General features: G+C 71.4%; 14 protein-coding genes. 10 read left to right on the forward strand and 4 right to left on the reverse strand.

Annotation, left to right across the window (positions count from 1 at the left end):
* Position 1 precedes the first annotated feature (1 nt).
* The 8 genes from ACM9LD_RS11470 (at position 2) to eutC (ending at position 8,885) form a co-directional block, all read left to right on the forward strand.
* Positions 2-1,033 (forward strand): branched-chain amino acid ABC transporter permease, encoded by a 1,032-nt coding sequence (locus ACM9LD_RS11470; protein ID WP_415676780.1) that lies wholly within the window; start codon positions 2-4, stop codon positions 1,031-1,033.
* The gene (locus ACM9LD_RS11475) at positions 1,030-2,211 is read left to right on the forward strand and encodes a branched-chain amino acid ABC transporter permease (protein WP_415676781.1); all 1,182 of its coding nucleotides are present in this window, start codon (positions 1,030-1,032) and stop codon (positions 2,209-2,211) included. Before ACM9LD_RS11470 ends, ACM9LD_RS11475 begins: the two co-directional genes overlap by 4 nt.
* Positions 2,208-3,059, forward strand: a complete 852-nt coding sequence (locus ACM9LD_RS11480; protein ID WP_415676782.1) for an ABC transporter ATP-binding protein — start codon at positions 2,208-2,210, stop codon at positions 3,057-3,059. The genes ACM9LD_RS11475 and ACM9LD_RS11480 overlap by 4 nt, the downstream gene beginning before the upstream one ends.
* On the forward strand, positions 3,046-3,795 hold the full coding sequence (locus ACM9LD_RS11485; RefSeq protein ID WP_415676783.1) for an ABC transporter ATP-binding protein: 750 nt from the start codon (positions 3,046-3,048) through the stop codon (positions 3,793-3,795). Before ACM9LD_RS11480 ends, ACM9LD_RS11485 begins: the two co-directional genes overlap by 14 nt.
* Positions 3,796-3,939: 144 nt before the next feature.
* On the forward strand, positions 3,940-5,385 hold the full coding sequence (eat, locus tag ACM9LD_RS11490; RefSeq protein ID WP_415676784.1) for an ethanolamine permease: 1,446 nt from the start codon (positions 3,940-3,942) through the stop codon (positions 5,383-5,385).
* The gene (locus ACM9LD_RS11495; protein WP_415676785.1) at positions 5,382-6,644 is read left to right on the forward strand and encodes an HAD family hydrolase; all 1,263 of its coding nucleotides are present in this window, start codon (positions 5,382-5,384) and stop codon (positions 6,642-6,644) included. The genes eat and ACM9LD_RS11495 overlap by 4 nt, the downstream gene beginning before the upstream one ends.
* A gap of 25 nt (positions 6,645-6,669) precedes the next feature.
* Entirely contained in the window at positions 6,670-8,085 is a 1,416-nt protein-coding gene (locus ACM9LD_RS11500) for an ethanolamine ammonia-lyase subunit EutB (protein WP_415676786.1), read from the forward strand.
* The gene (gene eutC / locus ACM9LD_RS11505; RefSeq protein WP_415676787.1) at positions 8,082-8,885 is read left to right on the forward strand and encodes an ethanolamine ammonia-lyase subunit EutC; all 804 of its coding nucleotides are present in this window, start codon (positions 8,082-8,084) and stop codon (positions 8,883-8,885) included. The genes ACM9LD_RS11500 and eutC overlap by 4 nt, the downstream gene beginning before the upstream one ends.
* On the opposite strand, the gene ACM9LD_RS11510 is transcribed toward eutC, so the two are convergent.
* The 3 genes from ACM9LD_RS11510 to ACM9LD_RS11520 form a co-directional block, all read right to left on the reverse strand.
* Positions 8,864-9,268 carry a cupin domain-containing protein gene (locus ACM9LD_RS11510; RefSeq protein WP_415676788.1) on the reverse strand — a complete coding sequence of 135 codons (405 nt, stop codon included), beginning with the start codon at positions 9,266-9,268 and terminating at the stop codon, positions 8,864-8,866. The two genes, eutC and ACM9LD_RS11510, sit on opposite strands and share 22 nt — an antisense overlap.
* Before the next feature lie 5 nt (positions 9,269-9,273).
* On the reverse strand, positions 9,274-10,743 hold the full coding sequence (locus ACM9LD_RS11515) for an aldehyde dehydrogenase (protein WP_415676789.1): 1,470 nt from the start codon (positions 10,741-10,743) through the stop codon (positions 9,274-9,276).
* Between the two features lie 92 nt (positions 10,744-10,835).
* Complete coding sequence (locus ACM9LD_RS11520; RefSeq protein ID WP_415676790.1) at positions 10,836-12,494, reverse strand: helix-turn-helix domain-containing protein; 1,659 nt, start codon at positions 12,492-12,494, stop codon at positions 10,836-10,838.
* 37 nt (positions 12,495-12,531) lie between these two features.
* Here ACM9LD_RS11520 and ACM9LD_RS11525 point away from each other — a divergent pair, with 37 nt between their 5' ends.
* A complete protein-coding gene (locus tag ACM9LD_RS11525) occupies positions 12,532-12,795 on the forward strand; it encodes an Rv1893 family protein (RefSeq protein WP_415676791.1) in 264 nt (87 codons plus the stop codon).
* Here the strand turns inward: ACM9LD_RS11525 and ACM9LD_RS11530 are convergent, their stop codons facing one another.
* Entirely contained in the window at positions 12,796-13,560 is a 765-nt protein-coding gene (locus ACM9LD_RS11530; RefSeq protein WP_415676792.1) for an AraC family transcriptional regulator, read from the reverse strand.
* 74 nt (positions 13,561-13,634) lie between these two features.
* Here ACM9LD_RS11530 and ACM9LD_RS11535 point away from each other — a divergent pair, with 74 nt between their 5' ends.
* On the forward strand, positions 13,635-14,132 hold the full coding sequence (locus tag ACM9LD_RS11535) for a VOC family protein (RefSeq protein WP_415676793.1): 498 nt from the start codon (positions 13,635-13,637) through the stop codon (positions 14,130-14,132).
* Positions 14,133-14,134: the final 2 nt, after the last annotated feature.

Consider the following 14,134-nt stretch of genomic DNA (forward strand, 5'->3'; position numbering starts at 1 on the left):
CGTGGGAATCGGCGACACCGCGGTCCTCGCATCGTCGATCGACTTCAACCCCGGCGGGCTGATCGACGGGTTCTGGACCCTCACGGTGGAGGGCCTGACCTACGGGGCCATCTACGCGCTCGTCGCGGTGGGCTACACCCTGGTCTACGGCGTGCTGAAACTGATCAACTTCGCGCACTCGGAAGTGTTCATGTTCGGCATGTTCGGCCAGTACGTCGTGCTGGTCATGCTGGGGTTCACGCCCAGCGGCAATACGTACGACCAGGGCGTGGCACTCACCCTCGTCTACCTGCTGGTGGCGGGGGTGGGGGCCATGGCGGTCTCCGGCGGAGTCGCGCTCGGCCTCGAGCGGGTGGCCTACCGGCCCCTGCGCCGGCGCGGCGCCCGGCCGCTGGTCTTCCTCATCACCGCGATCGGGATGTCCTTCGTGCTGCAGCAGATCGTGCAGTACGTGCTGCCGCAGATGCCGGTCGAGCCCCGGCTGGGCGGATCGAGCGCGCAGCCGATCATCTCGCTGGTGCGGCCGTCGACGCAGTTCACGATCTTCGGCGCACAGATCACCAACGTCACGCTGGTGATCATCGGCGCGGCGCTGGCGCTTGCGGTGCTGGTCGACCTGATGATCAACCGCACCGGCTTCGGCCGCGCGATCCGGGCCGTCGCGCAGGACTCGGACGCGGCCACCCTGATGGGCGTCTCGAAGGAGCGGGTCATCATGCTCACGTTCCTGATCGGTGGGCTCCTCGCGGGCGCCGCCGCACTGCTCTACACCCTGCGGTTGCCGAGCGGCATCGTCTACAACGGCGGATTCCTGTTGGGCATCAAGGCCTTCTGCGCCGCGGTCCTCGGCGGTATCGGCAACATCCGGGGCGCGCTCCTCGGCGGCCTGATCCTGGGCGTCGCGGAGAACTACGGGTCGATCCTGTTCGGCAACCAGTGGAAGGACGTCGTGGCCTTCGTCCTGCTGATCGTGGTGCTGATGTTCCGTCCGAGCGGGATCCTCGGCGAGAAGTTGGGACGGGCCCGCGCATGAGTACGGAAACGACTGCGGCACGGTCGAAACCGCACAAGGGGGTCGTCGACCCGCTGCGTGACTGGTGGGACGGGCTGGCGCGACCGATGCAATGGCTCGTCGGGGTGCCCGTGCTCGTGCTGATCGCCCTCCTGCCGGTCCTGCCGATCCCGCTGATTCCGACGACCGCCGTCGACTTCGGCGCGGTCATGGCCCAGGTCGCGATGCTCGCCCTCATCGCGATCGGCCTCAACGTGGTGGTCGGACAGACCGGCCTCCTCGACCTCGGCTACGTGGGCTTCTATGCCGTGGGCGCCTACACCGTCGCCATCCTCACGAGCCCGTCCAGCCCGCTGTTCGCGGGCCGCAGCCACGGGATCTTCGAGCACACCGGGACGTGGGCCTGGCTGGCCTGCGTCCCGCTCGCGATCGTCATCACGGGCGTCTCCGGCCTCATTCTGGGGACACCGACGCTGCGTCTGCGGGGCGACTACCTCGCGATCGTGACCCTCGGTTTCGGCGAGATCGTCCGCCTGTCCGCGCAGAACTTCACGGACATCACGAACGGCGCGTCGGGCCTGTCCGAGATCGCCTTCCCACCGGTGGGGAAGGCACCGTCGAACAACAACGAGGGCGTGTTCTCGTCCGGCAACGGCGCGGACCCGCTCAATTCGGGCGTGTGGTGGTACTGGCTCGGGATCGTGCTCGTTCTGATCGTGCTCGTGATCGTGGGCAATCTGGAACGGTCGCGGGTGGGCCGGGCCTGGGTGGCGATCCGCGACGACGAGGACGCCGCCGAGATCATGGGCGTGCCCACGTTCCGGTTCAAGCTGTGGGCCTTCGTCATCGGCGCGGGCATCGGCGGGATGTCCGGAGCCCTGTACGCCGGCCAGGTCCAGTACGTGGATCCGCAGAACTTCAACGTGATCAACTCGATGCTGTTCCTGTGCGCGGTGGTCCTGGGCGGGCAGGGCAACAAGCTCGGGGTCATCGTGGGCGCGTTCCTCATCGTCTATCTGCCCGCGCGGGTGCAGGGGATCCAGGTGGGCGGACAGAGCCTCGGCGACTTCAAGTATCTGTTCTTCGGCATCGCCCTGGTGGTGCTGATGATCTTCCGCCCGCAGGGCCTGTTCCCGGCCCGGCAGAAGCTGATCGCGTTCGGGCGCAGGATCTACCGCCGGGAAGGGGGTGTCGCATGAGCGATCCGGATCCGCTGCGCGCCGAGATCGTCGCCGAGGTGGTGGCGCCGAAACGCGACGTCGAGGCCGACGTCGGCGACACCCTCATGGAGGTCGACGGGCTGTCCGTCGCCTTCGGCGGGCTCAAGGCCCTCGACGACGTCACCTTCTCCATCCGACGGGGCGAGATCCTCGGCCTGATCGGGCCGAACGGCGCCGGGAAGACCACGTGCTTCAACGCGATCACGGGCGTCTACAAGCCGAGCGCGGGCACCGTCACGTTCGACGGTGCGCCGCTGGCCCGCGTGAAACGCAACCGGATCACCCGCGCGGGAATCGCCCGCACCTTCCAGAACATCCGGCTGTTCAACGAGATGACCGCGCTCGAGAACGTCGTGGTCGGCACCGACGCGCGGCACCGCACCTCGGTCTTCGGGGCCGTACTGCGCCTGCCCCGGCACTGGGCCGAGGAGGCCGATGCGGTCGCGCGCGGCATGGCCCTCCTCGAATTCGTCGGCATCGGGAACCGGGCCGCCGTCAAGGCCAAGAACCTGCCCTACGGCGACCAGCGGCGCCTCGAGATCGCCCGCGCCCTGGCCACCGAGCCGAAGCTGCTGTGCCTGGACGAGCCCGCCGCGGGCTTCAACCCCAGCGAGAAGTCCTCGCTCATGGACCTCATCCGCAAGATCCGCGACGACGGCTACACAGTTCTGCTGATCGAACACGACATGCGCCTGGTGATGGGCGTCTGCGACCGGATCGTGGTGCTCGAGTTCGGCCGCATGATCGCCGATGGCCGGCCCACGGAGATCCGCGACGACCCCAAGGTGATCGCCGCCTACCTGGGAGTGCCCGATGACGAACTCTGACGAGCCGGGCGGTGCCGCGCCCGTCCTCCGGATCACCGATCTGGCCGTCCGGTACGGCCGGATCCAGGCCCTGCACGGGGTGAACCTCGAAGTGCGACAGGGGGAGCTGGTGACGCTGCTCGGCGCCAACGGCGCCGGCAAATCCACCACCATGCGCGCCCTGTCGGGGCTGGTCCCCGTCGCGCGCGGGACGCTGGAGTTCGAGGGGCAGGACATCACGACGATGCCGGCGCACCTCCGGGTCAAGGCGGGCATCGTCCAGGTCCCGGAGGGCCGGCGCGTGTTCCCGGGGATGACGGTGCAGGAGAACCTCGACATGGGGTGTCACGGCCGGAAGTTCCCGTCGAGGGCCGACTACGCGCAGACCCTGGACCGCGTCTTCGAGCTGTTCCCCCGGCTCGCCGAGCGGCGGAAGCAGGCCGGCGGCACCATGTCCGGCGGCGAGCAGCAGATGCTCGCGATCGGGCGCGCGCTGATGTCGCGCCCGCGGCTCCTGCTCCTCGATGAGCCCTCCATGGGCCTCGCGCCGCGCGTGATCGCCCAGATCTTCGGGATCATCGCCGAGATCAACCGCGCCGGCACCACGATCCTGCTCGTCGAGCAGAACGCCCAGCAGGCCTTGACCAGGTCGGACCGCGCGTACGTGCTGGAGACGGGGGAGGTCACCGTCGAGGGCGGGGGACGCGAGCTGCTCGCCGATCCGCGGATCCGCGCGGCCTACCTCGGCGTCGCCTGACACCGGCCACCTGCGCTGCAACCCCGCTGCAACTCTTGACTCGTAGTGTTCTGGATCACACCGACAAGACCCGTCGGTGAAACACGCCGATCCGATTCCGGAAACACGCCGGGAACAGGATCGACCGTGATCAGGAAGGCCCACATGAGTACAGAGCGCCAGGCGCCGCAGCAGCTCCACCACGACGGGGTGGACGCCACCATCGAGTCCGACGACTATCTCGCCAAACGCACCCTCCGGTCGGGTTCCGCCGGCTGGGTGCTGCTGGCGGGCCTGGGCGTGAGCTACGTGATCTCCGGCGACTACGCCGGCTGGAACAACGGGCTCGCGCAGGGCGGCTGGGGCGGCCTCGCCATCGCCGCCGTGATCATCGCCGGCATGTACCTCGCGATGGTCCTCGGCATGGCCGAGATGTCCTCGGCGCTGCCCGCGGCCGGCGGCGGCTACACCTTCGCCCGCCGCGCGATGGGGCCCTGGGGCGGCTACGCCACCGGCATCGCGATCCTCATCGAGTACTCCATCGCGCCCGCCGCGATCGCCACGTTCATCGGCGCCTATGTGCAATCCCTGAACCTGTTCGGGATCACCGACGGCTGGTGGGTGTACCTGTTCGTCTACGCGCTCTTCATCGGCATCCACCTCACCGGTGCGGGTGAGGCGCTCAAGGCGATGTTCGTCATCACCGCGATCGCCCTGGTCGGCCTGGTGATCTTCGCGGTCTTCGCCGTCGGGAAGTTCGACGCCCACAACCTCACCGACATCGCGGTCACCGATGCCGCGGGGGCCTCGAGCTGGTTGCCGCACGGCTACCTCGGCATCTGGGCCGCGGTGCCCTTCGCGATCTGGTTCTTCCTCGCCATCGAGGGCGTCCCGCTCGCGGCGGAGGAGGCGCGCGAGCCCGAGAAGAACGTGCCGCGCGGCATCATCGTCGCGATGCTGATCCTCGTCGTCACCGGCGCGACGGTCTTCCTGCTCGCACCCGGCGCCGTCGGCGCCAACGCCATGGCCGCGTCGGGAAACCCGCTCGTGGAAGCACTGGGTGACGGAACCGCCGCGAAGGTGGTCAACTACATCGGCCTCGCCGGCCTGGTCGCGAGCTTCTTCTCCATCATGTACGCCTACTCCCGCCAGACCTTCGCGCTCTCGCGCGCCGGCTACCTGCCGAAGAGCCTCTCGGTGACCAACGCCCGCAAGGCGCCGGTGCTCGCGCTGATCGTCCCCGGCGTCATCGGTTTCGCCCTGTCGCTCACGGGCGAGGGCGCGATGCTCCTCAACATGGCCGTCTTCGGCGCCGCCGTCAGCTACGTGCTCATGATGATCAGCCACATCGTGCTGCGCCGCCGCGAGCCCGACATGCCGCGCCCGTACCGCACGCCCGGCGGCATCGTGACAACCTCGTTCGCGCTCGTCGTCGCGTGCATCGCCGTCGTCGCGACGTTCCTCGTCGACCCGACGGCGGCCGGCCTGACCCTCGCGGCGTTCGCGGCCTTCCTCGTCTACTTCGGCGTGTACAGCCGCCATCACCTGGTGGCCAACTCGCCCGACGAGGAGTTCGCCGCCCTCGCCGACGCCGAACGGGACCTGAAGTGAGGCGGATCCGCGCGGCCGTCACCGCCGCCGCCCTCCTGGCGCTCGCCCCGATCGCGGCCTGCACCACGAACGACGCACAGGACACGGCCGCCGAGTGCCGCACCCTGGCCCCGGACGCGGGCTGGTACGGCGACAACCACGACCGCCTCCAGAAGCTGATCGCCGAGCGCGGCCACTGCGGCACCGGCCACGGCGGCGCCGCCCCGGTCGCCCTGTTCGACTGGGACAACACGGTGGTGCGCAACGACATCGGCTCCGCGACCGCCTACTGGATGATCCGCACCGGCAAGATCCGGCAGCCCGCGAACGGCGACTGGCGCACGACCAGCCGCTACCTGGTCCCCGAGGCGGCTCAGGCCCTCGCGGAGGCGTGCCCGACCGCGCTCGCGGCCCCGGGCGCACCGCTGCCCACCGACCGCGACACCCGCTGTGCCGACGCACTCGTCGCCGTGGTCGACGATGCCGAGATCGGCGGGAAGCCCGCCTTCGCCGGCTTCGACCACCGGCGCATGGAGCCCGCGTACGCGTGGGTGGTCCAGCTCATGGCCGGCTACACCGAGGCCGAGATCGAGGACTTCGCGAAGGCCGCCCGCACCGAGGCGCTGGCCGCGCCCGAGGGCGCGAAGCAGCGCGTCGGCACCACCGAGGTCGGCGCTTGGGTCCGCTACTACAGCCAGATCAAGGACCTCATCGGGACGCTCGCCGCCAACGGCTTCGACGTCCGGATCATCTCCGCGTCGGCGCAGCCGGTGGTCCGGGCCTGGGCGCCCGAGGTGGGCCTCGCCCCGGACAAGCTGATCGGCATCCGCCCCGTCGTCGCGGACGGGAAGATCGCCCCGCACCTGCGCGGCTGCGGCGACGTCCCCGACGGCGACGACTCGATGATCAACTACATCGACGGCAAGCGGTGCCTGGTCAACCAGGAGGTCCTGGGCATCACGGGAGCGGCGGCCTGGCAGCAGGCGCCCGCGGACCGTCGGCAGGTGCTCTCCGCCGGAGACTCGGTCACCGACATCACCTTCCTCGGCGACGCCACCGGCCTGCGCCTGGTGATCAACCGCAACGTCCCCGAGCTGATGTGCACGGCGTACGCCGACGCGGACGGCAAGTGGCTCGTGAACCCCATGTTCATTGAGCCCAAGCCGCAAGCGAAGCCCTACGCGTGCGCGACCGCGGGCACCGACGCCGCCGGGGCGAAGGTGCCGGTCCGCGGCACCGACGGCGCCCCGCTGGGCTCCGTCGCGGATACCGTCTACTAGAAGCCACCTCTCGAACGGAGCAATCATGATCCGCAGCCAATCCGTGCGCGGGGAGACCTTCACCTTCGCCTCGATGGCGGACCTGCTGGCCAAGGCCACGCCGCTGCGCTCCGGCGACCAGCTCGCCGGCTGCGCGGCGGCCTCCGACGCCGAGCGGGCCGCCGCGAAGTGGGCCCTCGCCGACGTGCCGCTCTCGGCGCTGCTCGAGGAGCTCGTCGTGCCGTACGAGTCCGACGAGGTCACCCGCCTCATCATCGACACCCACGACCGGGCGGCCTTCGCGCCGATCGCGCACCTCACCGTGGGAGACCTCCGGGACCTCCTGCTGCGGATCGCCGTCGCCGACGATGCCGGTGCCCGGCTCGCCGCGCTCGGCCCGGCCCTCACCCCGGAGATGGTGGCGGCGGTGAGCAAGCTGATGCGCAACCAGGACCTCATCGCCGTCGCGCGGGCGGTCCGCGTCACCGCGGGATTCCGCACCACCGTCGGGCTGCCGGGCACCCTCGCGACCCGCCTGCAGCCCAACCACCCGACCGACGACCCGCGCGGCATCGCCGCCGCCACCCTCGACGGCCTGCTGCTGGGCTGCGGCGACGCGGTGATCGGGATCAACCCCGCCACCGACTCGCCGCACGCCACGTCGGACCTGTTGCACCTGCTCGACGAGGTGCGCACCCGCTTCGACATCCCGACCCAGTCGTGCGTGCTCAGTCACGTCACCACCACGCTCGGGCTCATCGAACAGGGCGCACCGGTCGACCTGGTCTTCCAGTCGATCGCCGGCACCGAGGGCGCCAACTCCGCCTTCGGCGTCACCGTCGGCCTGCTCGACGAGGCCAACGCCGCGGCCCGGGAACTGGGGCGCGGCACCGTCGGCAACAACGTCATGTACCTGGAGACCGGCCAGGGATCCGCGCTCTCGTCCGGCACCCACCTCGGCACCGACGGCGCGCCCGTCGACCAGCAGACCCTCGAGACCCGCGCCTACGCCGTGGCCCGGCACCTCGACCCGCTGCTGGTCAACACCGTGGTCGGCTTCATCGGTCCCGAGTACCTCTACGACGGCAAGCAGATCACGCGCGCCGGCCTCGAGGACCACTTCTGCGGCAAGCTCCTGGGCCTGCCGATGGGCGTCGACGTCTGCTACACCAACCACGCCGAGGCCGACCAGGACGACATGGACGACCTGCTCACGCTGCTCGCCGTCGCGGGGGTGTCGTTCGTCATCACGGTGCCCGGCGCCGACGATGTGATGCTCGGCTACCAGTCGCTCGCCTTCCACGACGCGCTGTACGTGCGCCGCGCGCTCGGGCTGCGGCCCGCGCCGGAGTTCGACGCCTGGCTCGCGCGGCAGGGCATGACCGACGAGGCGGGCGGCCTCCGCGACGTGGCCGTCGAGGCGTCGCCGCTGCGTGAGCTCGCGGCAGGGGTCCCTCGGTGAGCGCGCCCGAGCGGTCCGACGAGCCGTTCTGGGACGCCCTGCGCACGACGACCCAGTCGCGGATCGGGCTGGGGCGCACCGGGGATGCGCTGCCGACGCGCAGGGTCCTCGAGTTCGCCGCCGCGCACGCCGCGGCGCGCGACGCCGTCCACCAGCCCCTCGACGCCGACGACCTCGTCGCCCGCGCCCGCGACCTCGGGCTCGGCGAGCCCGTCGTCGTGACGAGCCGTGCCGCCGACCGCGGCGAGTACCTGCGCCGCCCCGACCTGGGCCGGGAGCCCGCAGAACTGGCGGGCCTCGGCCCGCTTCCCGACGGTGCCGCCGCCGACGTCGCGCTCGTCCTCGCGGACGGGCTCTCGCCCCGCGCGCTCACCGATCACGGCGTCGCGCTGGCCGCGGCGATCCTCTCGGCTCTCCCGCCCGACGTGACGGTCGCGCCGCCGGTCGTCGCGATGCAATCGCGGGTCGCGCTGGGGGATCACGTGGCGCGGGCGCTCGGGGTGCGCACGCTGCTCGTGCTCATCGGCGAGCGACCGGGCCTGTCCGTGGCCGACAGCCTCGGTATCTACCTGACGCACCGCGCCGACCCCGAGGACTTCGGGGCCGGCGTCACCGACGCGCACCGCAACTGCATCTCCAACATCCACCCGCCCGAGGGGCTCGGCTATTCGGACGCCGCCCGCATCGCGGCCGGGCTGGTCGTGGGGGCTCGGCGGCTGGGCCGCTCCGGCGTCGACCTCAAGGACACCTCACGCGCCGAATTGTCGAGCGGCGGCGGTCAGTCCGAGCTCATCGGATAGCAGTGCTCGGCGTCGACCTCGTAGCGGATCGCGAAGGGCTTGTTGGTCACGAACAGGCAGGTCACGTCGACGTCCTCGGTCGCGCCGTGCTCCATCCACCCGCCCTCCGAGAACCAGACGAAGCTGCCCGGGCCGTACTCGCCCTCGTGGGTCTTGAGCACCCCGTCGAGGACGTACATGCCGTGCGCGCAGGGGTGCGTGTGCCAGACGTTCGTGAAGCCGGCCGGATAGCGCAGCATCATCACCTGCATGCCCGTGTCGGGGTCGTCGAACACCGGCTTGATGCTGATCTCCGCGTCGATCTGCGGGATCGGGAACGCGGACCACGGCAGCCGGGCGGCGTCGACGCCCGTCACCGACACGAGATTGGTGGGGATCGTCATGCCGGTCACCGGTAGATCGACTTGAGGTTCTGGTACGCCGCGAGGCCCTCGGGCCCGAGCTCGCGGCCCATGCCGCTCTGCTTGACCCCGCCGAAGGGCGCGATGGGATCGGGGATGTACCGGCTCAGCCCGATCGTGCCCGTCTGCACCCGCGAGGCGACCGAGCGGGCCCGCTCGGGGTCCGCGCTCCACACCGTGCCGCCGAGCCCGTACTCGCTGTCGTTGGCGATCGCGACCGCGTCGGCGTCGGTGTCGTAGCCGATCACCGAGAGCACCGGGCCGAAGATCTCCTCGCGGGAGATGGTCGCGGTGTTGTCGACGTCGGCGAACACCGTGGGCTGCACGTACCAGCCGGCGTCCAGCCCGGCCGGCCGGCCGCCGCCGGCGGTGATGCGCCCGCCCTCGGCCCGCCCCTGCGCGATGTAGCCCTCGACCCGGTCGCGGTGGTGGGCGGTGGCCATCGGGCCGATCTGCGTGGCCGGGTCGAGCGAGTCGCCGATGGTCATCGACGCCGCGAACGCGGTCAGCACGTCCACCACCTCGTCGTACCGGCTGCGCGGCGCGAGCACGCGGGTACCCAGGAAGCAGGTCTGGCCGTTGTTCGCCAGGGTGGCCACGAACAGCTCGTTGCCGATCGACGCGAGGTCGAGCTCCGCGTCGTCGAGCACGATCGTCGCGGACTTGCCGCCGAGCTCCAGGGTCACGGGTCGCAGCAATCGGCCGCAGGTCTCGGCGATCCGCCGGCCCGCGGCCGTGGAACCCGTGAACGCGACCTTGTCGATGCCCGGGTGCTCTACGAGGTGGGCGCCGGCCTCGCGACCGCCGGGGACGATGTTGATCACGCCCGCGGGAAGGCCCGCCGCCTCGGCGGCCTCCGCGAGCACGTAGGAGTCGAGGACGGTCTCGGGCGAGGGCTTGAGGACCAGGGTGCAGCCAGCGGCCAGTGCGGGCGCGTACTTGAAGGACGCCAGGGTCTGCGGGAAGTTCCACGGCGCGATCGCGCCGACGACGCCCAGCGGGGACCGCTGCACCTCGACGGTGCCGCCGAACATCCCGTCGCGCACGTCGGGCCCCTGCGCCTCGGCGAGCTCCGCGTAGTAGCGCAGCAGGGTCGGCGGGTACACGGCCTCGAGCTGCCCGGCGACGGAGATCGGCATCCCGTTCTGCGCCGAGACGAGCGCCGCGATCCGGTCCTTGCGGGCATCGAACTCGTCGGCCAAGCGGCGCAGGGCGGCGGCACGCTCGGATGCCGGAAGGCCGGACCACCCGGACGGGTCGTCGAACGCGGCGCGGGCGGCGGCGACGGCGGCGTCGATGTCCGCGGGCGTGCCGTCGGGTACGTCACCGATCGGGAGGCCCGTGTTGGGGGAGACCACCTCGATGGTGCCGGTTCCGCGCGGGGCCACCCACTCGGCGCCGATGTAGAGGGTTCGGTGGGCGAGGTACTCGTCCGCGGGTGCGCTGGTGATGGTCATGGCTGGAATCCTCCGGTTCGATGGTGACCGACGTCACCGTGCATCGATCCTCACCCGGCGGGAAGTCCCGTAACTGTCCGTGTCCCGGACACTCACCCGTCGATGCCGAGCGCACGCAGGCGTACGTACAGCGTGCTGCGGCTGATCCCGAGTTCCTTCGCGGCGCGCGCCTTGTTCCCGCGGCAGCGCGCCAGCGAGTCGATGATCTGTTGCCGCTCTGTGCGTTCGAGCAGGGTGAGCCCCGCCGCGCGGGCGGTGCCCCGGTACCGCTGGGGCAGGTCGTCGACGGTGACGTGCCGGGAACCCCGCGTCGCGGCCGTCGCGACCGCCGTCGCCAGCACCCGGTCGAGCTCGGCGAGGTTGGCGGGCCAGTCGTGCCCGGACAATGCGTCGATCACGCCGGCCCCCAGCATGCCGTCGGCACCCTGTCCGTGGAGCAGCGCCGTGGCGAGCGCAGCGAGATCCGCCGGTCGCCGCCGGAGGGAGGGGAGCATCACCTGTTCGTCGCACATGGCGACTGCGGCGCTCGGGCCCGGACGCAGGTCCGACGGTGCCGGCCCGACCAGCACGGCAGGCGGGTCGCGTCGGACGACGATCTCGCGGAGCACCGTCACCTCGTGGTCCGGGAGGAGGTCGACGCCGTCGACGACGAGGATCGCACCGGAGCGGCGCGCGCCCGCCGCCGCCTCCGCGAGGTCCGTCCCGCCGCCCTGCACGAGCCGTTCGACGACGTCCACCGATACGACCGGAGCGGACCCCGCCGCCCGGTGGGCCGCCGTGGACCTGCCCGTGCCGGGCTCGCCGAGGATCGCGACGGACCGTGTCGATCCGGTGAGCCGGGGCACCCCCGTCGCGAACGGATCGCCGGCGCCAGCGACTGCGCCGCGGGGGATCGGCACAGCCCGGCGCTCCGGTTCGAGCAACTCGTAGACGGTGGCCGCCCCGGGCCCGGCGATCCGGGTCGCCAGCACCTCGACCGGGACACCGGACGACAGCACCAGCGACGTGGGCAGGGCGCCCCTACGGTCGGCGGCGAGGGCCCGGAGCGCGCCGATGTCCGCCGCGTCGAGCAGGTCGGAGGCGAGGTTGTCGAGGAGCAGCAGGTCGTCGCCCACCGCTACGACCGCCACTCCCCGCCGGCCGGACCGCGTGTGGAACGCGTCCAGGGCCAGACGATGCCCGGCCTGGCGGCCGTGCAGCAGCCGCGACTCGATGTCGGCTGCGAACCGGTCCACCATCGGCCGGAACAGCGGGTGGACGTGGTCGCCGACTGATGTCATGCACAGGATCCCGTCCAGCCTGCGCGTCGTCGGATGGACGATCGGGCGGCCGAAGCAACTCAGGTGCTTGTAGGCGTCGAGGTAGTGCTCGGCGCCGTTCACCGCCAGCGGGGTGCGGGTCTCCAACGGGGTGCCGAGAGCGGTCGTGCCCACGACGTCCTCTCCCATCTGCGCTCCCCGGACTGCGCCGATGCGGTCGAGGTCGCGCGCCACCCGGGCGCCGCCGAAGGTGGTCGCCACGATCCTGGAATCGCCGTCCACGAGGAACAGTGCGGTGCCCGTGTCCGCGAGCTGGACCGCGGCGGCGTCGAGGATCGGCCGGGCGGCCCGTAGCAGTGCCGCGCGGTCGCCGAAGTCCTCGTCGATCCGGACCTGCGGTGCCCGCTCGGGAGCGATCCCCGACAGGGCCGATCGTCGCCAGGAGAGTCCGATCTCGGGGCGCACGACGGGGTCGGGTGTGGTATCGATCACGCCAGGTTACTCTCGAAGGACGACCGGAGGAGCGGCGATGATCGGCAAGCGGATCCAGGACAACATCGAGGCGGTCACCAAGATCGCGGCGGACTCGGTCCGCAAGTCCGGCGAGATCGTCGAGGGCGCGGGCGAGGTGCTCAAGGGCGACCTGAAGGGCGGCATCAGCCGGATGGCCACCAGCGCGGCGGACATCGCGACGGAGGCGACGGCCGAGGGGGTCAAGCTGGCGAGCGAGAACCTCGACACGGCGCGAGAGGCGTCGGACGGAGTCGCCGACAGGGTGACCCGCAAGGACTGATCACTGCGCGGTCCGGCGGTAACCGCCTGGCGTGAATCCGAGGACCTTGCGGAAGTCCCGCACCAGGTGCGACTGGTCGGCGTAGCCCAGCTCGGCGGCGATGTCGGCCACCGCGGTGCCCGGCTCCGTGCTCAGCAGGTGCGCCGCGTGCTGCAGCCGGCGGCGGTGGATCAGCGCGAGGGGAGTGAGCCCGACGAATCGCCGGGTGAGGCGCTGCGCCGTCCGCGGCGAGACCCCGATCGTGGCCGCCGCGTCCTCCACGGTGAGGATCTCGTTGTCTTCCTCGATGGCCACGACCAGGCGATTGGCGAGCTCGGCGTCGTCGGACACCGTCGGAACCCGTGCGGTGAGCCAGGATTCGACCGCGACGCACGCGCCTGCGAGGTCCCCGCGGCACATCGCCGCGGCGACGGTCTCGTGCAACGCCGGAGCGTCGACGGGGGGATAGGCGTCCAGGATCGCGCGCGCGTCGTCGGTGACCGCCGGCGTCGCCGCGGGCCGCAGCAGCGCGCCGACGGCCCAGCCGGTGCCGACGAGGTCGCGGTGTGAACGTTCCGTGGTCGCGCCCGCGAGCCCGATGAGATCTGTTTCGACCACCAGGTTCAGGGCGGGGAAGGCCAGTACGTCCTGCCGGGACGTGCGGCCGGGTGCGATCTCCCACTGGGAGATCCAGAACCACCGCACCAGCGGGTCCGCGGCTGGGGAGGCCGCCCGGCGCTCGAAGGTGGGCAGCTGTGCCGGGTAGAGGATGCCGCGGGGGTTCACGGATCGATCGTAGGCCCGAGGTCTGTCGCGAATGTTCAATCGACGGGTCGGCCTGCGCTCGTAGCGTTATCGGCATGACAGAGAACATCACCGCCGCCAACGGCGCACACACCACCGACGGCGTCCCGCACTCCTTCTCCGCGCTGACGCCCTTCCTCGCGATCCCGAACGCCAAGGCGGCCATCGACTTCTACACCTCGGTGTTCGGGGCGCGCTCGCTCGGAGTCACCGAGATGGGCGGCGTCGTCGTCCACGCCGAACTCGACTTCGGCAACGGGCGGCTCCAGCTCGGCGAGCCCAACCCGCAGTTCGGCCTCGTCCCCATGCCCGACGGTGACGCCGACTGCTACTCGCTGGGGCTCTACTGCAGCAGCGTCGACGACGTGGTCGCGCGTGCCGAGGCGGCGGGCGCGACGGTCCGGGAGCCGGTGGCGAACTTCGTCTCCGGCGACCGGTTCGCCAGCATCCGCGACCCGTTCGGCGTGCGCTGGTCGATCATGACCCGCGTCGAGGACCTCAGCGACGAGGAGAGCGCCGCCCGCGTCGAGGAGTGGGCGGCGGCGCAGGCCTGATG

Origin of the sequence: Tsukamurella hominis, assembly GCF_965137015.1 — a bacterium.
Taxonomy (GTDB): Bacteria; Actinomycetota; Actinomycetes; order Mycobacteriales; family Mycobacteriaceae; genus Tsukamurella; species Tsukamurella hominis.